The sequence below is a fragment of the Variovorax sp. W2I14 genome (genome assembly GCF_050435205.1).
Classification (GTDB): Bacteria; Pseudomonadota; Gammaproteobacteria; order Burkholderiales; family Burkholderiaceae_C; genus Variovorax; species Variovorax paradoxus_C.
The window spans coordinates 3,929,837-3,954,745 of the sequence record NZ_JBNDJX010000001.1 but is presented as its reverse complement, the minus strand read 5'-3'; the positions used below and the strand labels follow the sequence as shown (position 1 = coordinate 3,954,745).

Annotated in this window: 23 protein-coding genes; 19 read left to right on the top strand and 4 right to left on the bottom strand. The window is 64.4% G+C overall.

All coding sequences use genetic code 11. From position 1 onward, the window contains the following. Genes QF040_RS18550 through QF040_RS18500 form a run of 11 tightly spaced genes read left to right on the top strand, consistent with a single transcriptional unit; the run spans position 1 to position 10,460 of the window. Positions 1–396: a hypothetical protein gene (locus tag QF040_RS18550; protein WP_429612286.1), complete on the top strand. Its 396-nt coding sequence runs from the start codon at positions 1–3 to the stop codon at positions 394–396. 2 nt (positions 397–398) lie between these two features. Continuing rightward, positions 399–3,983, top strand: a complete 3,585-nt coding sequence (locus QF040_RS18545) for a hypothetical protein (protein WP_429612285.1) — start codon at positions 399–401, stop codon at positions 3,981–3,983. A gap of 21 nt (positions 3,984–4,004) precedes the next feature. Then, positions 4,005–5,231: a hypothetical protein gene (locus QF040_RS18540; protein ID WP_429612284.1), complete on the top strand. Its 1,227-nt coding sequence runs from the start codon at positions 4,005–4,007 to the stop codon at positions 5,229–5,231. Further along, positions 5,228–6,238 (top strand): hypothetical protein, encoded by a 1,011-nt coding sequence (locus QF040_RS18535; RefSeq protein WP_429612283.1) that lies wholly within the window; start codon positions 5,228–5,230, stop codon positions 6,236–6,238. Before QF040_RS18540 ends, QF040_RS18535 begins: the two co-directional genes overlap by 4 nt. Beyond that, complete coding sequence (locus QF040_RS18530; protein WP_429612282.1) at positions 6,235–6,645, top strand: hypothetical protein; 411 nt, start codon at positions 6,235–6,237, stop codon at positions 6,643–6,645. The genes QF040_RS18535 and QF040_RS18530 overlap by 4 nt, the downstream gene beginning before the upstream one ends. Further along, entirely contained in the window at positions 6,638–8,530 is a 1,893-nt protein-coding gene (locus QF040_RS18525) for a hypothetical protein (RefSeq protein ID WP_429612281.1), read from the top strand. The genes QF040_RS18530 and QF040_RS18525 overlap by 8 nt, the downstream gene beginning before the upstream one ends. 2 nt (positions 8,531–8,532) lie before the next feature. Then, on the top strand, positions 8,533–8,757 hold the full coding sequence (locus QF040_RS18520; RefSeq protein WP_429612280.1) for a hypothetical protein: 225 nt from the start codon (positions 8,533–8,535) through the stop codon (positions 8,755–8,757). 21 nt (positions 8,758–8,778) lie between these two features. Further along, positions 8,779–9,147 (top strand): hypothetical protein, encoded by a 369-nt coding sequence (locus tag QF040_RS18515; protein WP_307508827.1) that lies wholly within the window; start codon positions 8,779–8,781, stop codon positions 9,145–9,147. Next, a complete protein-coding gene (locus QF040_RS18510) occupies positions 9,137–9,529 on the top strand; it encodes a hypothetical protein (RefSeq protein ID WP_429612279.1) in 393 nt (130 codons plus the stop codon). The genes QF040_RS18515 and QF040_RS18510 overlap by 11 nt, the downstream gene beginning before the upstream one ends. Further along, positions 9,526–10,110: a glycoside hydrolase family 19 protein gene (locus QF040_RS18505; RefSeq protein WP_429612278.1), complete on the top strand. Its 585-nt coding sequence runs from the start codon at positions 9,526–9,528 to the stop codon at positions 10,108–10,110. Before QF040_RS18510 ends, QF040_RS18505 begins: the two co-directional genes overlap by 4 nt. Beyond that, positions 10,107–10,460: a hypothetical protein gene (locus QF040_RS18500; protein ID WP_429612277.1), complete on the top strand. Its 354-nt coding sequence runs from the start codon at positions 10,107–10,109 to the stop codon at positions 10,458–10,460. Before QF040_RS18505 ends, QF040_RS18500 begins: the two co-directional genes overlap by 4 nt. Before the next feature lie 261 nt (positions 10,461–10,721). On the opposite strand, the gene QF040_RS18495 is transcribed toward QF040_RS18500, so the two are convergent. Beyond that, positions 10,722–11,159, bottom strand: a complete 438-nt coding sequence (locus QF040_RS18495) for a hypothetical protein (RefSeq protein WP_429612276.1) — start codon at positions 11,157–11,159, stop codon at positions 10,722–10,724. Positions 11,160–11,346: 187 nt separating this feature from the next. Between QF040_RS18495 and QF040_RS18490 the strand changes: the two genes are divergently transcribed. The 7 genes from QF040_RS18490 (at position 11,347) to QF040_RS18460 (ending at position 16,020) form a co-directional block, all read left to right on the top strand. Further along, on the top strand, positions 11,347–11,670 hold the full coding sequence (locus QF040_RS18490) for an ArsR/SmtB family transcription factor (protein ID WP_429612275.1): 324 nt from the start codon (positions 11,347–11,349) through the stop codon (positions 11,668–11,670). Between the two features lie 11 nt (positions 11,671–11,681). Next, on the top strand, positions 11,682–12,149 hold the full coding sequence (locus QF040_RS18485) for an ArsI/CadI family heavy metal resistance metalloenzyme (protein WP_429612274.1): 468 nt from the start codon (positions 11,682–11,684) through the stop codon (positions 12,147–12,149). Positions 12,150–12,159: 10 nt separating this feature from the next. Then, positions 12,160–12,675: an arsenic resistance N-acetyltransferase ArsN2 gene (gene arsN2, locus QF040_RS18480; RefSeq protein WP_429612273.1), complete on the top strand. Its 516-nt coding sequence runs from the start codon at positions 12,160–12,162 to the stop codon at positions 12,673–12,675. After that, positions 12,668–13,177, top strand: coding sequence for an arsenate reductase ArsC (locus QF040_RS18475; RefSeq protein ID WP_429612272.1), 510 nt, complete (start codon positions 12,668–12,670; stop codon positions 13,175–13,177). Before arsN2 ends, QF040_RS18475 begins: the two co-directional genes overlap by 8 nt. Continuing rightward, positions 13,174–13,662, top strand: a complete 489-nt coding sequence (locus tag QF040_RS18470; protein WP_429612271.1) for an arsenate reductase ArsC — start codon at positions 13,174–13,176, stop codon at positions 13,660–13,662. Before QF040_RS18475 ends, QF040_RS18470 begins: the two co-directional genes overlap by 4 nt. Before the next feature lie 3 nt (positions 13,663–13,665). Then, positions 13,666–14,724 carry an ACR3 family arsenite efflux transporter gene (gene arsB, locus QF040_RS18465; RefSeq protein ID WP_429612270.1) on the top strand — a complete coding sequence of 353 codons (1,059 nt, stop codon included), beginning with the start codon at positions 13,666–13,668 and terminating at the stop codon, positions 14,722–14,724. A gap of 99 nt (positions 14,725–14,823) precedes the next feature. Further along, the gene (locus QF040_RS18460) at positions 14,824–16,020 is read left to right on the top strand and encodes an MFS transporter (protein ID WP_429612269.1); all 1,197 of its coding nucleotides are present in this window, start codon (positions 14,824–14,826) and stop codon (positions 16,018–16,020) included. Between the two features lie 537 nt (positions 16,021–16,557). Here the strand turns inward: QF040_RS18460 and QF040_RS18455 are convergent. Continuing rightward, on the bottom strand, positions 16,558–16,965 hold the full coding sequence (locus tag QF040_RS18455; protein WP_429612268.1) for a GreA/GreB family elongation factor: 408 nt from the start codon (positions 16,963–16,965) through the stop codon (positions 16,558–16,560). Positions 16,966–17,981: 1,016 nt separating this feature from the next. Between QF040_RS18455 and gspD the strand changes: the two genes are divergently transcribed. Then, on the top strand, positions 17,982–20,585 hold the full coding sequence (gene gspD / locus QF040_RS18450; RefSeq protein WP_429612267.1) for a type II secretion system secretin GspD: 2,604 nt from the start codon (positions 17,982–17,984) through the stop codon (positions 20,583–20,585). A gap of 36 nt (positions 20,586–20,621) precedes the next feature. Here the strand turns inward: gspD and QF040_RS18445 are convergent, their stop codons facing one another. Both QF040_RS18445 and QF040_RS18440 read right to left on the bottom strand, forming a co-directional pair. Further along, positions 20,622–22,964: a discoidin domain-containing protein gene (locus QF040_RS18445; protein ID WP_429612266.1), complete on the bottom strand. Its 2,343-nt coding sequence runs from the start codon at positions 22,962–22,964 to the stop codon at positions 20,622–20,624. A gap of 907 nt (positions 22,965–23,871) precedes the next feature. Then, positions 23,872–24,885: a nitrilase gene (locus tag QF040_RS18440; RefSeq protein WP_429612265.1), complete on the bottom strand. Its 1,014-nt coding sequence runs from the start codon at positions 24,883–24,885 to the stop codon at positions 23,872–23,874. Positions 24,886–24,909: the final 24 nt, after the last annotated feature.

The window sequence follows — 24,909 nt, the reverse complement described above, 5'->3', positions numbered from 1 at the left end:
ATGGTCACTTCAAAGTTTCACACGCTCGCCGGCCTGCAGATCCCGCGCGGCATGGTTTGGTCCGACGAGTTCGGCTGGACCCGCGTCGAGAAGAGTCTCGAGTATTCGCTCACGGGCGCAGCGTTGATCGATGCCGGCGTTCGCCTGGCCGGCCGTCCGATCACCTTGCAGGGCGAGGTCGAGGCCGGATGGATTCAGCGCGGCGCGCTCACCGCACTGCAGACCCTGGCCGATGCGGATGCCACCGGCGAGCACTCCCTCGTGCTGGCCGATGGCCGCATCTTCTCCGTGCAGTTCGCCCCCGGGCTTGCCGTCGAGGGCAAGCCGCTCGCGCGCCCCGAGCTGCCCGTCGAGGACTACCCCTACATCGCCACCGTGCGGCTCATCACTGTTTGACCATGACCATTCTCGAATCCGATATCAAGATCGTTGCCACGCAAGTGATGGACGACGTAGACAACGGGGGCGGCGCACCGACCTCGAAGGTCATCGAAGACGGCAAGAGCAATTCCATCTTCAAAGACATCTCGGCCGTGGATCGCGCGCAGGGCGACGTGTCGATCATGAAGATTGCGGCGGTCATCCAGACCATGAACACCGACACGGCGCTCGGGGGTGTCGTCATCATCTCGCGCCCGCCGGCCGACCCGAAGGTGAGCGCGACGCTTTTCGCGACCGGCGACTTCTTCGACCGCCGCGCGAGCATCCAGAACCGGATCGAGGCCTACACCTCGCCGGGCGAAGAGTTCAATGGTTACCTGCTGTCGAACCATGTGCAGGGGCAGCGTTCGCTTCAGATCTTCCAGCGACCCGGCGCGACACCGCCGAACACGAACGGCACGCTGCAGATCAGCGGCGGCGGGAAGACGGAATACGTTCGCGTGGCGGATGTGTCCGTGGAACAGCGCACGTACAGCTACAACGCGGGAAATTCCTTCGTTGACTATCAGGCGCAGGTTTGCATTTGCGAGCTGGTGGACGGGCTGAAGAACGACTACGCGGGCACGCCGGCAAGCCGTCTCTTCGAACGCACGCCAACCTCGGCGGCCATCAGCAAGATGTTGGTCGCGAACGCCTCGCGGTTCTACGGCATCTCCAAGCTCGCGCAGAACGTCACGACGGGCGACCTGTCGGCCGTTGTCGATCGGATCGACACGCAGCTCGTGCCGAGCGCGACGACAGAAATCCCCATCGTGGACACCAGCGCAGCGGGTTCGGCGACTTCCATCGTCGCCTCCGGTTCGGGCACGGTGTCGCTCACCACCGGCGTGGCATTCGGCCCGAACTCGATCATCGTCTTCGGCAATCCCGCCTATCCGGGCTCGCTGTCCGTCTCGACCTCGGCCGGCACGCTGACCGACGACGGCGGTCGGCTCAAGCTCGGCGCGTTGACCATCGGCAGCGTGAACTACGCCGGCGGGTCCATGACCTTCGCCAGCGACGCGCCAGCCATCGCCGGAAACAAGACCATCACTTTCCGGCCGGCGGGTGCGCCCATCGAGCTGGCTGATTCGGCATCCATCGTGGTGACCGTCGAGAGCCGGCGCATCAACTACCCGTTGACCATCCTCCCGCCGCCGGCACCTGGCTCGTTGCGCGTGGCATACCGCGCCGGTGGCAATTGGTACGAGCTGGCCGACGACGGCGGCGGCCGGCTCTCGGGCAGCAGCTCCAGCATCGGCAGCGGCACGGTGGACTATGCAACCGGCACCACGTTGCCGACGCTCGGCTCGCTGCCCGACGTGGGAAGCGAGGTCATCTACACCTGGGCTGCGAAGGTCAACTACAAGGACCGCAGCGGCACGCTCACGGCGGCGCTGTCGATCATGCTCGCACTCGACAACCAGGCGGCGGAATCCGGCTCGGTGTCGGTGGACTGGAACGACGGAACCGCCCGCCATGCCAGCGACAACGGCAGCGGCGCGCTCACGGGCGACGCCACCGGCCCGGTGTCGTATGCGAGCAGCACCATCGAGGTGAGGCCCAAGGTGCTGCCGGCCTCTGCGGTCGCCTTCACCGTGGGCTACAGCCACGGCGAGCCATCCTCGAAGGCCTTCCCGGCACCCGCCCGAAACGGCGATGGCTCGATCACGCTCAATCTCGGGAAGACCAACATCGCGCCGCGCTCGCTCGCGCTCGATTGGAACCTTATCCTGCAGTCCACCGGCGGCGTGCCGGCCGATCAGTGGGTGCCGCAGAATTTCGCGGCCACCAAGACGGTGACCGATGACGGCGCGGGCAATCTCAGAGACGGCCTCGGTGTGGTCTTCGGATCGCTCGACTACGCCGCCGGCGTGGCGACCCTGTTCCCCGAGGCCGTCGTCACGGTGGCCGTGCCGCAATGGTCCGTGAATCAGCTCGGCATTCTCGGCACCGTGTTGTCGCCGAACTTGCCCGGCGCCTACCGGAACACACTCACCGGCTACAGCTATGTCGCGTTGCCTGCGTCGCTGCCTACCGACGCAACGGCGCTCGTGTCGGCGAATTTCCGGGTGGTGGGTGCCGGCACGACGAAGAGTCAGGTCTTCAATCAGCCGAAGCTCTCCATCAAGCTGCTGCCCAACTTCAGCGAGGCGGCGGTGCCGGGCACCGTGAATTTCACGCTCGGCGGGAAGACCTACTTCGACCGCGCCGGAAGCCTCTACACCGACCTCGATCCGTCGAACGGTTCGGCGACGCTGGCCGGCACTTACGACTACGCGACGAACCTCGCATCGCTCAACACCTGGCCGGCGTCGGCGTCGAGCACGGTCGTGGTGAACAGCCTGCTCACGAGCCTCGACGGTCAGCCCGTCGAGTACGTCGTGTTTCGCACGCCCGTGGCCCCGGTCCTGCCGGGCTCGCTGCAGCTCCTGGCGACCAAGCTCAACGGCGGCACGGTCAACGTGACGGCCGACGCCTCGGGCTTCATCAACGGCACGAACGTGCATGGCACTTTCGACGCGGCGACCGGCGTCGGCAAGGTGCGCTTCGGCGACTGGGTGACGGCCGCAGGCAACGAAGGCGCGATCTGGTATTCGCCCGATGCGGTGGGCAGTGACGGCAAGATCTGGAAGCCGGTCCCGGTGTTTGCCAGCACCATCCGCTACAACGCGGTCGCCTTCACCACGTTGCCCGTGGATGCCACGCTGTTGGGTCTTGATCCGGTGCGCTTGCCGGCGGACGGCCGCGTGCCGATCTTTCGCAAGGGCGAACTCGCCGTAATCCACAACACCAAGCGCCTGCCTGCTGCGGTCGTGGCGAATGGGCAGACGCTCAACGCGGGGCGCGTGCGGTTGTCGCGCGTGCGGATCGTTGGCGCCGACGGCCTGACCATCGAGGGCGGCTACACGCGCAACCTCGACGCTGGAACGGTCACGTTCACCGACGTGTCGGGCTATGCGCAGCCGGTCGTCTTCGAGCACCGCATCGAGGACATGCTCACGGTTTCCGATGTGGGCATCGATGGCCGCCTCGCTTTCGCAGGCCGGGTGTCGCACGACTATCCCGCCGCCGACAGCTACGTCAGCAGCGGCCTTCGCATGGGCGACGTGAAAGCGCGCGTGTCGCTGCTGTTCGATCAGCAAACGTGGAGCGGCGCTTGGTCGGACAGCCTCATCGGCAACGCCGCCGACCCGACGTTCAACGACATCGACTATCCGATCACCGTCACGAACAAGGGCGCGGTCACGGAGCGCTGGCGCATCCAGATCAACAGCAGCGGCACGGCCTACAACTTGATCGGCGAGCACGTCGGCCAGATCGTCACCGGTCAGAGCATGACGGCCGACTGCTCGCCGCTCGGCCCGTCGGGCGTGCCCTACATGACGATTCCCGCGGCGGGCTTTGGCTCGGGCGGCTGGCCTGCCGGCTCGCTCATCCGCTTCAACACCATCGCCGCGACGTTTCCCTTCGTGCCCATCCGCACGGTGCAGATGGGCGCCGAGACCGTGCTCGATGACAGCTTCGAAATTCTGGTCCTGATTGGCGTGGACCGCCCCTAACGAAAGAGCAAGAGAAAGAACATGACTTCAGTTGTCGACACCAGCGTCAAGTATTTCAGCAGCCAGATGTCGGGTGCCCCTGTGCTGTCCGGCACAGCAGGCTCCATCATTGCGCTGTTGGATGCGTGCCTGAAGGACGGCTTCGACATCAAGACGCTTGCCTCGCTCACCGTGGCGGGCGGCGTGGCGACGGCGACCTATACGGGTTCGCACTCTGCAGTGGTCGAGAGCGTCGTGCAAATTGCTGGGGTGACGGGCGAGCTCGATGTGCTCAACGGCGAGCAGAAGATCACGGCCAAGCCTGGCGCGGGGTCGGTGCGGTTTGCTACCTCGGCGCCCGATGGGACGGCCGCGGGCACGGTCACGATGAAGATGGCGCCGCTCGGCTGGCTGAAGCCCTTCAGCGGCCCCAATCTCGGCGCGTACAAAAGCGGCGACCCCGCGAGCACAGGAATGTTTCTGCGCGTGGACGACACCAACGCCGCGACAACGCGCGTCGTCGGCTACGAGTCCATGACCGACATCTCCAGCGGCGTGGGGGCATTCCCGCGCAACGAAGTGGTGGTCAATGGCGGGGCCTGGGGCAAGTCGCCCGTTGCCAATTCGAACCCAGTGGGATGGGTGCTGATCGGCGACGGCCGGATGTTCTATTTGCACATCTCTGCCTACATGGGCAGCGCCGTGGGAACCTATGACCGCTACACCGTGGGCGCGGTGCGCGGGTTCGGCGACATGATCGCGCTCAAGCCTTCGGGGGACGCCTTCGCCTGCGCACTCTCGGCGTTCTTCAACGACCCGGCCCCTCAATGGCTGAGCTATCCCCAGTACAGCACCTTCGACAACGCCTCCCAGAGTGTCTACACGGCGCGCAACCACTCGGGGCTGGGCACGGCCTATGCGATGGCCTCCTACCCCTACACCGGGCAGCCCTCCACCGTGTCGGGGATGGATGGCACTTTCGGGGCGTTCCCGAGCCGGATCGACGGCAAGCTGCGGCTGTCTCCGCGCTACTTGCGTTCGTTCGATACCTTGCAGCCTGAGCCACGCTGCGAAGTGCCGGGTTTGCTCACCATCCCGCAGAACTTCGTCTACGGCCAGATCAGCCACCGCGACATCGTGCCGGCGACGGGCGAATATGCAGGGCGCAAGCTCTTGGCTCTGACAGTCGGGAACGGCTACAGCAGTGATCCGACCACATCCAATAACACGGGCGTGACGTTGATCGACATCACCGGGCCGTGGCGATGAGCTTCGTTGTCGATTTCGGGAGCCTGCGCTTCACCATTGACGTGGCCGACTCGGCCGCGCCGGGATTGCGCTATGCCGCTTGGGCGCAGGCGCTGGGGGTGTCCGAGACACAGACCCTGCAGGCGTTGGAGGGCGAAGACAACTCCTTTGCGGTGACGCTGGGCGCCTCGCCCTACGCGGGTGGTTCGACAACAGCCATGTTTTCGAGCGAGGGTGGTTTCGCACCCTACAAGGTGGCGCCAGTCAGTACCGTCAGTACGAGCTACATCCTGCAGACCGTCAGTCGGATGTTCGGGTTCGCGAGCCGACCTGATGCACTGCTCACGTTTCACCCGAATACCGATTGCCGTTCGGTGGGTGTGCTGTTTCAGCGCGCCGGTGCGGTGTCGATCTTCAAAGGGCGAATCAAGAATCTGAGCACCGAAACCTATCGTCTGGATTTCGCGCTGCGCGTCGATGCTGCCGGTTGGGAGCTGGTGGTGCAGCCGCTGGATCTTCCGCAGCCCGTCAAGCTGCTGGCTAATAGGTTCTCGCTGGTCGAGTTGTACTCGGTGGATGTGGCCGTGGGTACGAGTCAGGCCTTCACCTTCACGCCCTCGGACATTGTTCCCGCGCCCTTGCAGACCGCAGCGCGCCGGTTGGTCCATGTCGCAAGTCTCGGCGCGACGCCGCCCTATGCGGGCACCCGAAGCCGCCCTGTCGTGCTGGGGCGCAAGGACTACCTGACGGGCGTGCTAGGGCAGGGCAATGGCCGTCTGCGCGGCAAGACCGTCGAGTATTTCAATCCCACGAACAAGCCCTACCGCTGCCGCGTGCGATTGGTCCGGGATGTGGATGGCCTGCAGGTCCGCGAGCTGTGGACCGCTGCAGATGGCAGCTACGACTTCCAATGGATCGACGAGCTGCAGAGCTATTCCGTGTGGGCGCTGTACCTCGACCACGCGAAGCGCGCCGTTGTTTCGGACGGCCTGACCCTTGCGAATGGCAAGGTGGAGCTGATGCCATGAACGTGCTCGCCATCAACGCGATGTTGGGCGGGCCTGGCCTTGTGGCCTACCTCGGTGCGGGCGCGCGCTTTCTGGTGTGCGGCGGTGTGCAACCGGCGGAGGGCGGAAACATTGCCACCCTGTTGGCCGCTGCGGTGCTGGCCCTGCCGGCCGGCGCGGTGGCGGGCGGCAAGCTCACGCTCGCGCAAGCGGACATTGCGGGCGACCTGGCGCTCGCGACCGGGATCGCGACGTGGGGTCGCGTCGAGTTGGCTGATGGCACATGGGTGGCCGACTTCAGCATGAGCGGCCCGTCTGGATCAGGGCAGATCAAGCTCGTGGTGCAGAACCCGCCCGAAGGCGACCCGGAGGCAAAGCTCTATCAGGGCGGAACCTTCTTCATCGGTGAGGTCGTCATCGGTGGCTGAAGACCTCGTTTTCAGGAAGCTGCCGCTCGACGGGCCACCGAACGTTCTCGTTTTCGGAGAGCCGGATGAACCCGTGAGCAGCGGGGCCTACGCGCTGGGCAGGATCGCGCTGCCGGTGTTCATGGTGTTCGGCGTTGCCGTGGCCACGATGCCGCCTCTTGCGACGGCCGTCGGCAACGTTCCTCTGCCTGCCTTCATGACGCGCGGAACTGCGACGTACACCAGCGCGGTATCGCGCCCCCTCACGAGCACGATATCGGCGAGCTGGCAAGTGGCTGCGCAGATCGAGGGCGGGATCGCAGTGAAGCACCAAGGCGCAGCGCGCGCGCTGGTCGGGCGGATCGACGCCTGGCAGAAGGCCGAGCCGTTGGCCGCTGGCGTCTCGCCTGCATGGCAAGACGTGCTTCGCGCACGCGCCAGCGTCGCGGTGCGCCATCAGGTTGCAAGTGAGTTGGCGTCCGAGGTGGGGCTGCGCTATCAGTCGGTCGTGCGGGCGCGAGCTGGTGTTGCCGCTCGCTGGCAGGAAGCGGTTCGCCTGGCGACGGCGCCGCTCGGCGCGCGCCATCAGGAAGCCGAGCGGATGCGCCGCGGCTTGCATGTGCGCTGGCAAGACGCGGTGCGCGCACAGGCGCGTCACGCAGAGGGCTTCGGTGCCGCGGCGCAGCTCGACGTCGGTCGGTTTTCGAAGTGGCAGGCAGCCATGCATCCGCTGCCGGGCCGGGCGGTGGTCGTGCCGCCGACCTTGGACCCTTGCTATGAGCCATCGACAACGCTCGTCTTCAGCAAACCGCAGAAGTACAGCACCACGCTCATTTTCGTTTGCGAGCGGCATGGGCCGCCACCTGGCACCGGCGCAACCGTCGTCGTGCCAATCTTGGAGGCCTACACCGTGCAGAACAGTATCAGCCTCGTGCGCCTAGACAGTGGCGAGGTTCTTGAGGCGTTGGCCTTTTCGATGAGTCTCGATGCGGACTCGTGGACATGGCGATGGAGCGCGACGCTGCCGGGCGCGGCGTGGCCTGTCATTCGGCGCGGCATCCATGCGGCGCCCGTTGACATCCTGGCGACCGTCAACGGGGTGCCGTATCGCCTGAGCGCGACCGACTGCAACCGCGACCGTCGCTTCGGGCAGTCGCGAGTGCAGGTGCAAGGCAAGGGCCGCGGGGCGCTGCTCGACGATCCCTATTCGCTGAAGCTCAACCATGCGTCGCCGACGCTGCGCAGTGTCGAGCAGTTGCTCAACCTTGCGTTGACCTACAACGGGGTGAGCATCGGATGGGGCATCGACTTCGGTCTGACGGATTGGGCGGTGCCTGGCGGGACGTGGGCCTTTCAGGGGAGCCACATCGGCGCAGTGCTCGACATCGCAAGCGCCGCGGGCGCCATCGTGCAGCCGCACGCGACCGAGCCGACGCTGCGCGTGCTGCCGCGCTATCCCGCAGCGCCGTGGCACTGGGACACGCTGACGCCTGATTTCGTGCTGCCGTCCGCCGCTGTCGCCGTTGAGGGCATCCAGCCACTGACGAAGCCGGACTACAACCGCATCTTCGTGGCCGGCACCAACGGCGCCGGCGTGCTCGGGCAGGTGACCCGCAGCGGCACGGCCGGTGACCTCGTGGCGCAGATGGTGACCCATCCGCTCATCACGCACAGCGATGCGGTGGCGCAGCGCGGCCTCTCGGTGCTCTCGGACACCGGCGCGCAGGCAAACGTCAGCCTGCGGCTTCAGGTGCTGCCCGAAACGGGCGTCATCCAGCCGGGGGCATTGGTTCGCTACGAAGACGGCGCCGAGACGCATCTCGGGCTCGTGCGCAGCACCTCGGTGGACTGGCAGCGGCCAGTGCTTCGCCAGTCGATCACGCTCGAAACGCATGTGGAGGCCTGAGCGTGGCAACGAACGTCTATTCCGCTTTCCTTGCGCTGCTGCCGAGCTATCCGCTGCAGATCGCAACCATCACGGCCATCGATGGCGAGGTGGCTCTTCTTGAGCTGCCCGGCGGTGGTGTGCTCACGGCGCGCGGTGTCGGCGCGGTGGGCGATCAGGTCTTTGTGCGCGATGGCGTGATCGAGGCGACGACGCCCGAGATGCCGTTCGTGCAGGTCGAAATCTAAGAGAAAGAGTAGAGGCACCTCATGGACATGGGCGACATCGCCGGCAATCCGATCGCGCAGCTTGCGGCGCTGATTCTTTCCGTTGCCGGCGGCTACAGGGTATGGCGCGCACAGCAGCCGACCGAAGCAAAGGAGCGCGCCGACAGCGAGGGGCAGATCGCCGCACTCGCGACCTGGCAGGCATTGCTTGAAGGCGAGCGCGCCGCGCGTGTGAAGGCCGAGGAGCGCGCCGACAAGTTCGCGGCCGAGCGCAACCAAGCGATGCAAGAGCTGTGGGAGATGAAGGGCCAGCTCAAGGTCATGAACGAAACGCTCACCGCGCAGACCCTCGAACTGGGCTCGCTGCGCGACCTCGTTCGCCAACTGAAGGACCAACGAAATGCACAGTGAATCGCACATCGACGCCGACCGTGCGCCGAACGAAGAGCAGCCGCGCATGCGTGTGCCGCGCCAGTGGCGCCGCCTCTTCGAGACCGTGGGCGTCGTCGGGAGCCTGTTCCTCGGTGGCTTCGGCTCGGGCTATTTCTGGGCTACGCGCAATGCCGAGGTGCAGATGGCGCGCCAGCGCGAAGACCACCTCGCGGAAATCGATCGACTGCGCGAGGCATTCGGCAACGGCCTCAAGTCCCTAGCCGGCCGCGTGAACCAGGCGGCCGGCACCGCGGCGAGTGCTGCGCAGACAGCGGGTGAAGCCGCGAGCACTGCGCAGACCGCCGCACAGACCGCCAACCAGGCCGCGAAGACCGCGGCAAAGGAGTTCAAGAAACCATGATCGACACACAGACCCTTATCGACTGCACCGGCGCCACGCGCGCCAACGCCGAGCGCTACGTGCTGCACCTGGCGGACGGCATGAACCGCTTTGGCATCCATTCCGATAGCGCGGTGGCCGCGTTCCTCGGGCAGCTCGTGATCGAGTCCGAAACGTTGGAGAAGGTCGAAGAAGGCCTCAACTACAAGACGCCAGCGCGCTTGCGCGAGATCTTCCCGAGCATGTTCGTGCAGGGCGGGTATCGGGCTGAGGACTACGTGCGCAACCCGCAAGGGCTGAGCATGCTGCGCTACAAGGGCTTCCATGGCCGCGGCCTGATTCAGTTGACCTGGGAAGACGCATACATCGCCGCTGGGCGGGCAATGGGTGTGAACTACCGCGCCAACCCCGAGCTGCTGCTGCAGCCGCAGCATGCGGCGATGTCCGCGTGCTGGTTCTTTGCCGACTTTAAGGACTGTCTGCCCGCGGCCGAGCGTGGCGATGTCTACGACATCACCGGTCGCGTGAACGGCCCGAAGCGGCTCAAGCTGGCCGAGCGCAAGGCGGCTACCGCGCGCGCGTACAAGGTGCTGAGCAAATGAGCTTGCTGCAAGCCTTGTTGGTGGCGCTGGGGCTGAGCGTGGCGGGCAATGCTGCGCTCGGATGGGCGTGGGTTAGTGCGCGCGAGAAGGCTGCGACGACGGTCCTCGAGCGCGACAGCGCGCGGTCGGCGGCGTCGGCCTGCAGCGACGCGACCGAAGACCTCCGCGACTTGGCCGACAAGCGCGGCGCCGAAGCGAAGAAGGCGCAGGCCGCGGCACGCAGTGCGGCGACTGAGCGACAGCAAACGGCGAACACGATTTTGAGCACGCCGGCGGCCGTGCCGGGCAACGCCTGTGCGAGCGCGCAGGTGCGCGTCGATGCGTGGCTGAGGGGTAGGGAGCAGCCATGAGGCGTTACACGTTCCTGACGGCCCTCGTAGGCCTTGCCGGCTCGCTCTCTGCGTGCGGGGTGGCTCCGATTCAGACGGTGAAGGTGCCGGTTCCGGTGGAATGCAGGGTGGAGACGCCTGCGCGGCCGGCGATGCCGACCGAATCGCTTTCGCCTGGCGTGGATCTCGACCGATTCAGCGCATCGGCACTCGCTGAGATTGAGTTGCGCGAAGGCTACGAAGGCGAGCTACGGGCCGCGCTCGCCGAGTGCGTCAAGCCCATCAACGCCGAGAGCCTTGTGTCGAGGCGAAGGGGCGGCCGATAGCCGGCTCTTCCGTGGCGACAGGAATGCACCACCAAACCTGCCGCCAATACTCTCTGTAGCCGTGTTGCTGTTGGCCTTCGATGCGTAGGCCGCCGCGCTTGATCTTCTTTACCCGCGCGTAGTCCACGAAGGCGACTACCTCGGTCGGGTCTGTCCTGCTTCGGTACAGGTGCGCTTCCTCGTGTGGGTAGCTCCGGCCCGCATCCCCGAAGCACAGCCAGCCGCGAACGGGGTGGGCTTTCACCTCGCCTTCAGGGAGCAGTTCGCCGGACTGGTAGAGGATGTAAACGTCACATAACACTGTATGAATATACAGTAATATGTGCGCATGGAAAACGTGCCCGCATCCCTCTGGATTGCCGCCTGCGCGCACCGGTTGCAGCAGCAATGGCATACCGTTGATCCTCTCCAACTGGAGGAAGTCGCCCACGATCTTTGGCGCGACGAACGTCTTCGAGCGCTGCCGCCAGATCAAGCTGCCGTGGATTGGCTCAGGCCGATCACGGACGAGTAAAGAAGGTGTTCCGGCCTGCAAGTAAGGGGGCTAGACATTGATTCAATAATTCGACTATTATTGAATCATGGAAGAAAAGAACGTCATTCAAGCCTTAGCCGCACTCGCCCAGCCTGTGCGTCTGCAGGTCTTTCGTGCGCTGGTAGTCGCGGGGCCTGCCGGGCTCACGCCAAGCGTGCTTGCCGAACGGCTGAGCGTGCCATCGACCAGCCTCTCGTTCCACCTGAAAGAGCTGACGCACGCCAACCTGGTAAGTCAAGAGCGTGACGGCCGAAACCTGATCTACCGCGCGGTGTTCGAGCAGATGAATGCGCTGCTCGGCTACCTGACGGAGAACTGCTGTCAAGGCGAGGCGTGCCTCACCGACAGCGCCACTGCCTGTGAATGCTGAAGGAGAAACCCATGAAGCGCTTCCACGTCCACCTGCATGTCGATGACCTCACAAAGAGCATCGCCTTCTACTCAAACCTGTTTGATTCGGCGCCAACGCGCGTGGAATCAGACTATGCGAAATGGATGCTCGACGATCCGCGCGTCAACTTCGCGATATCGACAGTTGGGCACGCAAAGGGCATCGACCACCTCGGCTTTCAAGCAGAAAGTTCGGACGAGTTGATCGAGCTGAAGCGCCGCGCCGACGCGGCCGACCGCACTGTGTTCGATGAAGGCGCGACGACTTGCTGCTACGCGAAAAGCGAAAAGCACTGGGTCACCGATCCTCAAGGTATCGCTTGGGAACACTACCAAACCTTCGAGGACAACCAGAGCTTCGGACAGCGGCGTGACCTGGTCAGTCAGCAGGTGCAAGGTTGGTGCGAGAAAGCCGCTGATCGCGTCGGCCTCACCAAGAGCAGGAACGCCTGCTGCTGACGGCTGCGCCATGTCCCAAGAAACTGCCGCTACGCCACCGGAGTCGGTGCTCAAGTCCCTCTTTGTGCGTGCTGAAGCTGAGTCGCTCGCATCCGTGCGAACGCTGCTTCGGGAGGCCGGCCTGCCCGAATCCGATCTGCAGGAACAGCACATGGAGGCCTTCTTCGTGAGCCGCGCCGGCGACGAAGGAATCCTTGCCTGTGTCGGTTTGGAGCGCTTCGGTGAAGCCGCCTTGCTTCGCTCTCTCGCGGTTCGCGCCGATGCACGCAGTCATGGTGTGGGCGACAAGGCTCTGCAAACCATGGAAGCCTTCGCCGTGTCGAAAGGCGTGAATCGACTGTGCATCCTCACCACCACGGCAGAGCCATTCTTCGAGGCCCGAGGCTTCGAGCGCTGCGACCGCACGGCGCTGCCGGCGTCCGTGCAGGCGAGCAGCGAATTCAAGAGCCTGTGTCCGGCCTCGGCTGTCTGCATGTTCAAAGAGATCACCCCGACTTCCCCCACCGAGAAACATCGTCATGGCTGATAAGACCTATAACGTGCTCTTCATCTGCACCGGCAACTCCGCTCGCTCCATCCTGGCCGAGGGTTTGCTCAACCACTTGGGCAAAGGGCGATTCAAGGCGTACTCCGCTGGCAGTCATCCTGTCGGCAAGGTCAACGCCCACGCATTGCTCACTTTGGACAAGATGCACCTCCCGGCCACCGGCTATCGCAGTAAGAACTGGGACGAGTTCGCGAAGCCCGATGCGCCGGCGATGGATTTCGTCCTCACCGTCTGCGACAAGGCCGCGGGTGAGATGTGCCCGGTGTGGCCGGGCCAGCCGATGACCGCTCATTGGGGCGTGGCTGATCCTGCAACCTTCGCAGGATCGGAAGAGGCAGCCGAGCGTCAGTTCATGGATACGGCGCTCACGCTCAAGCGTCGGATCGAACTGATGCTGGCTCTACCTCTGGCGCGGCTCGATTCAATGGCGATCCAGCGCGAGATCCGCGACATCGGCAAGGTTCAGAAGGCTGCGCAATGACGCTCAACGTACTCATTCTCTGCACCCACAACTCGGCCCGCAGCGTGCTGGCCGAGGGCATGCTCAACCACTGGGCACAGAAGCTCGGCAAGGACGTGAAGGCATTCAGCGCCGGCAGTGCACCGAGTGGAAGAATCAATCCGTTCGCCATCGACGTGCTGCAAGCCGCTGGCGTGAACACTGAAGGCTTTCGGAGCAAGAGCTGGGACGAGTTCTCCACGCCGGCTATGCAGGTGGTCATCACCGTCTGTGACAGCGCGGCGCAGGAGACTTGCCCCTACTGGCCGGGTACTCGCGTCAAGGTTCATTGGGGTTATCCGGACCCGTCGAACACCGAGGGCGGCGAGGCCGCCAAGCGGCAGGCCTTCGAGCTGACCCGACAGGCGATTTCCTACCGCATGTTGCAGTTGCTCGCGTTGGACAACCCAGAGGCGATGAGCGACGCCGAGCTGCAAGAGCGGTTGCGACACATTTCTGTGAGCTGATCCATGAGCGCAGTCATTGATAGCCCGCGTGCCAACGCGGCCCCCATGAGCGTTTTCGAACGCTACCTGACGGTATGGGTGTTCTTGTGCATCGTCGTCGGTATCGCACTGGGGCAATTGTTCCCGGCGGCATTTCAGGCCGTAGGCCGCTTGGAGATCGCGAAGGTCAACATCCCCGTGGGCGTGCTGATATGGGTGATGATCATCCCGATGTTGCTGCGAGTCGATTTCGCAGCCCTTGCGCAGGTGAAAAATCATTGGCGCGGCATCGGGGTAACTTTGTTCATCAACTGGGCAGTAAAGCCGTTCTCCATGGCCTTCCTGGCGTGGCTTTTCGTGCGTCAGGTCTTCGCCGGCTCACTGCCGGCCGACCAGCTCGACAGCTATGTCGCCGGCTTGGTCTTGCTGGCCGCGGCGCCCTGCACGGCAATGGTCTTCGTCTGGAGTCGACTGACTGGTGGCGATCCAGTCTTCACGCTGTCGCAGGTAGCATTGAACGACGCCATCATGGTGTTCGCCTTTGCTCCCATCGTCGGCCTGTTGCTGGGCCTGTCGGCCATCACGGTGCCGTGGGACACGCTCATCACATCGGTGGCGCTCTACATCGTCCTGCCGGTGATCTTTGCGCAAGTGCTGCGAAAGCAATTGCTGAAGAGCGGACCTGCCGCTTTTGAACGAGCGATGCATCGCATTGGGCCTTGGTCGATTGCCGCGCTGCTGCTGACGCTCGTGCTCCTGTTCGCGTTCCAGGGCGAAGCCATCATCAAGCAGCCGCTGGTGATAGCGATGCTTGCGGTGCCGATCCTGATACAGGTGGTGCTCAACTCCGGCCTTGCCTACTGGCTCAACCGAAAGCTCGGTGAGAAGCACAACATTGCGTGTCCTTCCGCGTTGATCGGCGCTTCTAACTTCTTCGAGCTGGCGGTGGCCGCCGCCATCAGCCTCTTCGGCTTCCACTCGGGCGCGGCGCTCGCTACGGTGGTCGGCGTGCTGATCGAGGTGCCGATCATGTTGGCCGTGGTCAAGGTCGTGAATTCGTCGCGAGGTTGGTATGAGTCGTGAGTCTCCGACCATCAACCGGTACAGCGGGCGGCGCGCGAGCGCGAAGGCGCTTTCAAAGCAGTTCAACCTGCGAAGCATCTGAGCGAGGCCGGAACCGAAGTGCAAGGTAGAACCACGACAACGGTGATTCTGGGTGTGACTCAGACATTAGCTTGGGCCTCGTCTTACTACCTGCCAGCGATGCTGGCCGCTCCCATTGCGCGTGATTTGGCGATCACCACCCCAACGGTGTTTGCGGCCTTTTCATTTGCATTGGTGGTCTCTGCGTTTTTGGGGCCGTATGCAGGTCGCATGATCGATCGTTGGGGTGGTCGCCCTGTCTTGATGACCACGAATGTTGTTTTTGCAGCTGGCCTTGTGCTGCTCGGGATTGCCGACAGCATGGCCGGGCTCTTCGTGGCATGGGCGGTGCTGGGTGTCGGGATGGGGAGTGGCCTCTACGAAGCCGCGTTTGCAGGATTGGTGCGTCTGTACGGGCGAGACTCCCGCGGCGCGATCACTGGTATCACGCTGTTTGCTGGCTTCGCGAGCACGGTTGGATGGCCGCTTTCGACCCTTCTTGAAGCGAATGTCGGGTGGAGGGGAGCGTGTTTCGGTTGGGCGGTGCTACACATCGCAATCGCACTTCCTTTGAACTGGCTGTTGCCGTCCGTCGAAGGGCAAATCCCCACTGCAACGCAGAACGCCGAAATTCAACAATCCACGCCGACGGATGGACGCGGCCGTTGGGTCGCCTCGTTGATGCTTGCAACTGTGTTCGCCGTCACTTGGTTCATCAGCACTGCCATGGCGGCCCATCTACCTCAATTGTTGGTGGCCGCTGGTGCCACGCTTGGAGCGGCCGTTGCGATGGGCGCTCTTATTGGCCCTGCGCAAGTGGGAGCGCGAATTCTCGAGTTCAGTGTTCTAAGGCAGGTGCATCCGCTGCTATCCGCGCGCCTGGCAGCGCTAATGCATCCGCTGGGGGCTGCGATCCTCGCGCTACTCGGGGCACCCTTGGCCGCAGCTTTCGTGGTCCTTCATGGTGCGGGAAACGGCGTGCTGACGATTGCGAAGGGCACATTGCCGCTGGTGCTTTTTGGGCCAGACGGTTACGGGCATCGGCAAGGATGGCTGATGGTTCCGGCGCGCATTGCGCAGGCCCTGGCGCCTTGGCTTTTCGGCATCTCTATTGAACGATGGGGAATCGGCGCGCTTTGGGTATCCGGCGGCCTTGGCATCATTGCATTCGCGGCGCTGATGATCCTACGGACCGGGGAGGCGCCGGAAGATCGTCATGCGGTAGAACACGGGTGAGAAGTCATGCCGCCCGAGCAGGAGATAGAGTTCTCTTGTTTGTGGCATCGGGCATGGTATCTGAAGCGTAAATGATTGATTCGAAAGAGCTTTTCGCTTCCACACTCTCCGCCAGAATCAATCCCTGGCAGTTTTTGAAAGTCCCGCGCAGCCCTTGCGACGGGACTTTTTCATTGGAGGCAAGTCCTCCGCGCCGGACAGCAGCCGATGCCCGCTCAACCTCGCGCTCGGCCTACCGCCATTCCACCGGGAAGCCGCTTCGCAGCGTACGCGCCCGATGCGCTTCGGTGGTCGTGCGGCACCACCAGCACGTCGCTCGCGCAGTCCCGTAGCACGCTCTCCGCCACGCTCCCGAAAAAGAAGTCGATGGCTGCCGATGAGGGGTGCTTGCTGAGGGCAAGCAAGGAATGAGGAGTCAAGGCGATGTGCTTTCAGAACGGCTTGCGCCGTGCCATGCAGGGCGCTGGCGACGACACCGCGTGCGCGGTGCAAATGGGAGGTGGCGAGACGAGGGGAGAGGGCCGCGGCACGGCCCAGCTACTTCTGGTAGTCCCCTGCGGCCTCGGGCTGGAACAGGACGGTGGCGACTTCGGCCGCGCAATCGGCGCCATTCGGCGTGTGCCACCTCGCGATGTCTCCGACCCTCAGGCCCAGAAGGCTGCTTCCCACCGGCGAAAGCACGGAGATGAAGCCGGCCGCGGGTTCCGCATCCTTGGGAAAGCAGACGGTCAGCGTCTGGCGTCGGCCGGTGTGCACATCGACGAGTTCTGCGCGCGAATTCATCGTCACGACGTTGCATGGCACGGCGCGCGAACTCATCACCTCCGCGCTTGCAAGCAGGTCGGCCAGATGGGCTGGAAGAAGGGCGCGCCCGGGCAGCAGTTTGCTCAGGCGGGCGAAGTCAAGGTCGGTGAGCGTGCGCTCGCCGTGGATCGTTGCATGCATTGGACGCACTCCATCGATGCGGGCGCCGTCCCGGACCGAGGGACGGCGGCCGCTGCCGCGCAAGAGCTGGTGCCCGGCGGTGGATGGTTGCGCTGAAAGAGGAGAGGAGCGGACCGCCGGGCTTAGGAATGTGCTGGCGTCAGCTGACGCCGCGCGCGCTTGGCGACTGCACGCGCAAAGGTCGCTGCGAGAAGCAGCGCGGCCAGTGCGGCATGGGTGCAAACGAGGGCGGTGGTCATGCGGAGAGTCTAGGCCGCGATCGCCGCCGTGCTGCCAATGGCCTCACGCTTCTTGCCAGATTGAGGCCCCGGTGCACCGGAGTCCTGAACCTGTGATCGCAGCGTTGCCGCCGCGGTCATTCGTCAATACGTGCTCGGCATGCACACTCAGGTCTGCACGATCGCAGTACCGATGTCGGCACCAGCATGCCTCGAAAATCCTTGAGCATCGCCGCCATTGCCCCCGGTACTCCTTGCTCAGCACCAACTCGTCTCTTCCATACCCATGAGTTGCCTTCCTGGTCTGGACCTGCTTCGCGCCATCCGCGGCGCCATCGTTTGAAGGCCATGCGGATCAACGGCCAGCCGTGCATGCCTGCCAAGAGGTGAATCTGGCATCTCAGAACGCATAGCACTCGGCGTCACTGGCAATTGCTTCGAAAAATGCGCGGCTGAATCCCATTTTTCATGGCTATCGGAAAGCAGACGTTTCAGCAAACAATCGGCGCGCAAGGTTCCCGAATGACACATGGGGTCCGCATCGCTCGCAAGAGCCGAATCTCTTGCGAGCGATGCCGGGCATGGATGCGAACGCCACTCCCCAAGGATTGGCGAAGCAGCAACGGCGTGTGATCGACATCGAAATTCAAACCGCCGTTGGCGTCGTACCCCCATGCTCCCTTTTCCCGCGCGGCTGCCGCGTGCCGCAATGATTCCCCCTGGTGCTCGGCCATTCGATCCGAGACGAATCTCCTGCCAGTGAAAGGCCTCGGCGCACGGGGCGCGCTCCGGTTCCGATTGCTCCTTCAGGCCGCGTGCCTGGGCCTGCTTGCGGCCGGCGCGGTCGGCACGGCCTGTGCGCAGAACGCGATCAAGGCGGTCGCAAGCGCCATGCAACAGGGTGCGGAAGTGATCCAGATCGACCTGGCACGACCGCTCGCCGCACCGCCCGGCAGTTTTTCGGTCGCGAGCCCCGCGCGCATCGCACTGGACTTCGTTGGCGCCACCAACGATGTCGGACGCGCAGCGATCGAAGTGAATCAACCCAACCTGCGCTCGATCAACGTGGTGCAGGCCGGCGAGCGCAGCCGGGTGGTGTTGAACCTGCGGCAGCCGGTGCCGTACACGGCAGAGCTGCAAGGCAATTCGGTGCGGGTCACGCTTCAGGCGGTTGCCGTTGCCGAGCCACGGATGGTGGAGACGCCCGGGCCAACCGATGTCGCGGCAGCGCCCGTTGTTCGCAGCAGTCCGATCACGCTCAATTTCTCCAACGCCGACATCGAGGCCGTAGCCCGCACCATGGCGGTGGTCACCGGGCGCAACGTGGTGGTCGATCCGCGCGTGAAGGGCACGATGGACCTCGTGACCGACCGCCCCGTGCAGCCGGCTGCTGCCTTCAACCAGTTCGCCGCGGCGCTGCGGCTGCAGGGCTTTGCGGTGGTGGAGACCGATGGCCTCTACAAGGTGGTGCTCGAATCCAATGCCAAGCTGCAGAGCGTTGCCGTGAACACCTCCATCGGCGCCGTGCCTTCGTCGGCCAGCAACCAGGTCGTCACCCAGATATTCAGGCTCAACCACGAGTCGCCCAACGCCCTGCTGCCGGTGCTGCGCCCGCTGATTCCGCCGAACAACACCATCAACGTGAACCCGGGCAACAACTCGCTCGTGATCACCGACTACGCCGACAACATGCGCCGGCTCGCGCGCATCATCGCGGCGCTCGATGTGCCGAATGCCTCCGATGTCGAGGTCATCCAGCTCAAGCACTCGATCGCCACCGACCTCATTCCGCTGGTGCAGCGGCTCATCGATGGCGGTGCATCGGGCGCGCCGAACGTCAGCGAAGCACCGGGCGGCGCCGACGCGTCGTTCCGCACCACGCTGCTGGCCGATGCGCGCAGCAACTCGGTGCTCATGCGCGCAGCCAATCCGGCGCGCGCGCAGCTCGTGCGCACGCTGATCGAGAAACTCGACCGCCCGCCCGCGGAGAGCAGCAATGGCGTGGCCGGCAACATCTACGTGGTCTATCTGAAGAACGCCGATGCGGTGCGCCTCGCGGCCACGCTGCGCGCCGCGATGGCGGCGAACCGGCCATCGGGCACCACGGGCGCGGGTGCGGCCGACGGCAGCAGTGCCGTGCCGCAGCAGGCCATGCAGAACAGCACGGGCGGCCAAAGCGGCTCGCCGGCGGCCAACGCACCGCTCAACAACGCCAATCAGCCCTCCACCGGCGGACAGATCCAGGCCGACCCGTCGACCAACTCGCTGATCATCACGGCCCCCGAGCCGCAGTACCGCCAGATGCGCGCGGTGATCGACAAGCTCGACGGCCGCCGCGCGCAGGTGATGATCGAAGCGCTGATCGTCGAGGTCAGCGCCAACAAGGCGGCGAACTTCGGCGTCCAGTGGCAGAGCGCGCTGGGCAACAACGCGGTCATCGGCACCAACTCCAGCCTCAACAGGAACAACATCCTGGCCCTGACGCAGGCCTTGGCCACCCGCAACGCCGCGGGTCTGGCCTCCTCGATCCAGCCGGGGCTGAACCTGGGCATTGCGGGCAAGATTGGCGGCCAGTACATCCTGGGTGCCATCGCCAACTTCTTCAACAGCGATGGCGATGCCAACGTGCTCTCCACGCCCAACCTGCTGACGCTGGACAACGAAGAGGCCAAGATCATCATCGGCCAGAACGTGCCCTTTCCCACCGGCTCGTACGCGAGCACCTCGGGCTCGGTGGGCGTGAACCCGTTCACCACCGTGGAGCGCAAGGACGTGGGCCTCACCCTGCGCGTGCGCCCGACGATCAACGAGAACGGCACGGTGCGCATGACGATCTTCCAGGAGACCTCCACCGTCGACCAGAACTCGCTGGCCAACCCCAACGGCCCGACCACCAACAAGCGCTCGATCGAATCGAGCGTGCTGGTGGAAGACGGCGGACTGGTGATGCTGGGCGGGCTGCTGTCGGACACCTACAACAACAACATCGAGAAGATCCCGCTGGCCGGCGACATCCCGGTGCTGGGCAACCTGTTCAAGAACGAGAACCGCACGCGCAACAAGAGCAACCTCATGATGTTCCTGCGCCCGGCGGTGATGCGCGACGGCGCCTCGACCGAGGCCTTCGCCTACGACCGCTACGACGAGATCCGCGGCCAGCAGCTGCAGGTGCAGCCCAACACCGACAACGTGATGCTGCGCGGCGTGAACGCCGCCCCGGTGTTGCCCGAAGCGGCGCTGCAACGCTCGAACAACCGCGGCAACGGCAGCACCCGCATGGAGGGCACGCAGCTGATTCCGCCGCCGCAGCCTTTGGCCGACACGCGCAAGCTCGCACCGAGCCCCCTGCGCGGCGCGCTGCCGCCGACGGCCGACCCGGTCAGTGCACGGGAAATGCCATAGGAGGGTCGATGCGCCATCCATCGCGCATCGGGTTCGCTACGGCTTGGAAACGAACAGCCCCAGTTCGGCGAGATCCGTGAGGGTGCCGTCGCCGTTGTTGGCTGTGATGTTGAGCCGGTAGTAGCGATAGGCGGCCGGATTCGCGATCGTGTAGGTCTTCAGCCCCAGGCGGATGTCGAACGCCTGGTCGTTTTGCGTGTCGAGCGTGGTCCAGGTGGTGCCGTCGTTGGAGGCTTGGAACTGCCAGTCCTTCGGATCGCGCGGGACCGGGTTGGTGGTGCTGGTGACCGAATAGCGCTGGACGCGCTCCGGATGGCCGAGGTCGTACTGCAGCCAGCCGGCCGTGCCCACGTAGAGCCATTGCGACAGCGAGTTCCGGTCGAAGGCGCGTTTTGCCTGGGTCGCATTGCCCGCGCTGTCGGTTGCGGTGCCGCCGGTGGCCACGTTCACCATCGTACGGACCGGCGTGGCGCTGTCCATGGGAGAACGGCCGCTCGTTCCGGCGGAGTTGCTCGCCGTGACGGTGTAGTAGTAGGTGGTGCCATTGGTCACGGACGTGTCCGTGTAGCTGCTGCCGGTGACGCCCGATGCGATGGCCTCGTAGGGCCCGCCGCTGAACTCGGAACGGCCGACCGTGTAGCCGGTGGCCCCGAAGGACGCCTGCCAGCGCAGCGGGACGGCGCCGTCGCCCGGCGAGGCCAGCAGCATGGCGGGCGCTGCCGGGATGACGGCCGGCGCACCACCGTCGCCGCCGGTGATCTGGACATTGCTGAAGACGCTGTTGTTCAGCTTGCTTGTGACCGACGAGACCACCATCCCGACATAGATCGTGTCGGGAACGGGAGCGACGATGCGGCCGACATCGGTAGCGGCCCAATTGGTGCCATCGGGAGAAACGTAGCCGGTGATGATGTTCCCGATGCGCTCGAGCTTCACCCAGTGAGTGGGCCCGGCGCTCACACCCTTGTTCGCGTAGTTCGCGCCGCCATACACCGCCAGTTTCGTCATGTTCTGCACGACTTCACTCTTGTAGTTCATCGCCATCCAGGCGCGCGGAGCGCCTGGTTCCAGGCTTGTGCGCATCATCACGCCCGCCACTGCGGACGGGTGGGTGTTCTCGAGCGACTCGACTTTCGCGATGATGGTGCTGTTGCCGGTGAGGGCCTTGTAGACGAAGTGGGAACTGTCGAGTGCGTCCCAGATACCCCAGCCTGCCCCAGCCACGTTCCATTTGCCGTCGGCGTAGGTGGCCGAGCCGGCCGGGCTGGCGCCTCCGATGTCGACACTGCTGAATCCCAATGTGATCGAGGTCGCCGAAGGAATGGGCAGTGCCGGCGGCGGCGTCGCCCTGGAGGTGTCGGCCTCCCTGAGGAACATGAAGCTGCCGCCGTCCACCGGCATCCGCAGGCGCCTCTGCGCGATGAAGGGTGCCTGGAGACCCTTGCGCAGGACGTAGGCGTTGTAGATCTGGGTCAGCGCCACGGCCCCGCCATTGGCGCCGTCCCAGCCGTGCCCGGTGACGTCGGTGAGGTAGTAGCGATCGGTGGTGCCGAAAGGAAGCGCTGTCGTGGGCACGCGCTCGTTCACCCGCGCGAAATATTCACCCGCGGCCAGCAGGCGGTTGTCAAGATCGGAATAGATGTCAATGCCTTGGCTCCAGAGCGCCTCGGCGAGCACGGTCAGTGACTTGAGCTGTCCATAGGCGTGCCCCTGATCGCGGAGGTAGTCGCCAAGCATGCCGATGTCGTTGGAATTTCTCAGCCCGATGTGGGCGAGCGTGCGCGTTTGGTAGACGACCCTGTCCAATGTCTCGATGTCGTCGTTGTAGATCGCCATCAGCCCCAGCGCGGCGACGGACAGTGCGCCCTTGTTGGCGGCGCCGAACATGCTTTCGCCATAGGGGTTCGCCGCCGGCATCAGCACGTCCTTGAAGTACTTCTTGACGGTCGCCGTGTCGGCCTCCTTCCAGCCCGGCCAGGTGGTGCGCAGGATTTCCGCTCCGCCCACGAACTGCAGCGCGTAGTCGCCCAGGTCGAGCATCGACTCGCGGCCCGAGAACTCCGTGTGGGTGTTGGCCCACCCCAGCAGGAACTTGCTCGCGTTCTCCGCGTATCGCTCGTCACGGGTGAAGTACCACATCAGCGAGAGGTTCGAGATCGCGACCATGTCGTTGCGCCAGGCCCAGAGGTTCTCGTCGGGGGCGCGGCTCACTTTCGCGAACGGGCCATACCCTCCGTAGCTGAGCCTGGACTGGGGACTGCCCGCCACTTGCGCGAAGCCGGACGTCCATGGCTCCCTGCCCTGGTCGATGTATGTCTTGAGCGTCGCGAGATCCGAGAGGCTGACCCCAACGCCCGGGTGCTTGATGACGCGGGCCACCGGGGTGCTGTCTCCCGGGGCAGCGGGGACTTCGGGGGTGCCTCCTGTGGCGGCGGGAGTCTCCGGCGTGCCTCCCGCGACAGCGGGGACTTCCGGGGTGGTCCCCGCGACAGCAGGGACCGTGGCGGCTGCCTGGAAACTCCCCGAATCTCCGCCCCCGCAACCCGGGAGCACGACCGCGATCAGCACGAGCAACGCAGCAGCAAATCTGGTTCTGTCAAACATGGGAACCTTCTTGGTCAATGAACGGAAAAGTCGCGGAAACCACTGCCTTGGTTGCCGCCACCTCTACTGCCACAGCCAGAAAGGAGCACCGAACACATCAGGGCGAGAACCCATCCTCGAGGAAACATCATCATGGGAGAAATTCTTTTACGGTTGAAGAAACCAGCCGGCGCACACGTCGCGTACTTCGCATGCAGGAATTGCTGTCGTGGTGCATGGCCAGCGGCGTGCCGCAGGCCGGGCCCGGATCCACTCGCCGGCCGCGCCATGAGGCGCACGATTCATGCCTCGGTTACCTGCCGGGAAGAACACGTCAATCGAGCCGGAATGTGACGCGGAGCGTCGCTTCGGATTCACCGTGCGACAAGTTATGGCCAGCTCTTAAGTGACGTCCGACAAAAATGGAAGTACCGGCGCATCAGGCCAAACCTGAACTAACACTTGCGCCTGACAAGACACTCCATTCCTGATGCGGCGATCGACGGATTAGAGCAGCCGAGAGCTCGTCCCTTGCTTTTCGACTGCATCGAAAATCGAGATGCACTCACTCATTTTTCAGGGGAATGGCGTTGCCCTCTCACGCCGTGCGCACAGCCTCTGAACGGCATGCACCGGAGGCCGGCGCTCAATCCTGGCTTGCGGCGCCAAACCGCAGCCAGAGAGAGCGTTGGAGCAAAGGAATTCAATCCGGCCTGGCTTCTGTCCATTGCGCCCCTTCGGTTCCGCCTTCTCCAAAACCAATGCTCGTTCGGCGCGGACTCTTGTTGACCATGAGGCGTACGACATCGCCGCGAGCGTAGTGACCTGATGGGTCATAAGCGGCTTTGGCAACAGCGATGTTGGCGAGGTCGATCTCCGCGTAGAGCAGGCCTTCCTGGTCCTGAGGCATGTGTGCCACCAGAGGCTGTCCGTCCGGGCCGAAGATCATCGAGTAGCCGCCACCAGGCTTGCCTCCGTCGGCATTGAGCAGCTCCGCTCGCTCGGGGGTATCGCACAACACGTCGAACATGTCTTGCCCGGTGACGGCGCAGGAATGAAGCACGTAGCAGCCCCCTTCGAGCGCGTAGATCTGGCTGGCGGCCAGGTTGACCTCGTGCCCGAGGGCAAAGGCCTTGCCGCGGTACAGCGTGAACGACGGCCAGGACGCGACGTGCACTTGCTCGTGCATCGAGTACATCGCGTACTTGGAAAGCGGTTGGATGTGCTCCGCGCAACACAACGCACCCAGCCGGCCGACGCTGCTGTCGGCGACCTGGAAGTCCGATCCATCGCCCTCGCCGAACAACGTGCGCTCGACGTGCGTAGGTTTCAGCTTTCGGCGCTTGAACACCATCTCGCCCTTGTCGCTGATGAGCGCCTGGCTGATGTACAGGGAGCCACCTTCGATCTCGGAAAAACCGATCACGACATTGATGTCCGATGCCTTGGCGGCGGCAGCGATTGCAGCCAGCTCGGGCCCGTTCGCCCTTAACGAATTCGCGTGATATCTGGAGACGAACCGCATCCCCCATGCAGGCGTGCCGAGCCACAGCCACCACGGGTAGCCCGGAATGAAGACCTCGGGAAAGGCCACGAGCTTGGCGCCGTTCGCACCCGCTTCGGCGATCAAGCCGATGGCTTTTTCCGTGGACGCCTTCGCGTCGAGAAAGACCGGGAAAGCCTGGACGACGGCGACCTTGAATGTTGTTTCGGACATCTGGATTTCCTTGACCGGAAGTGA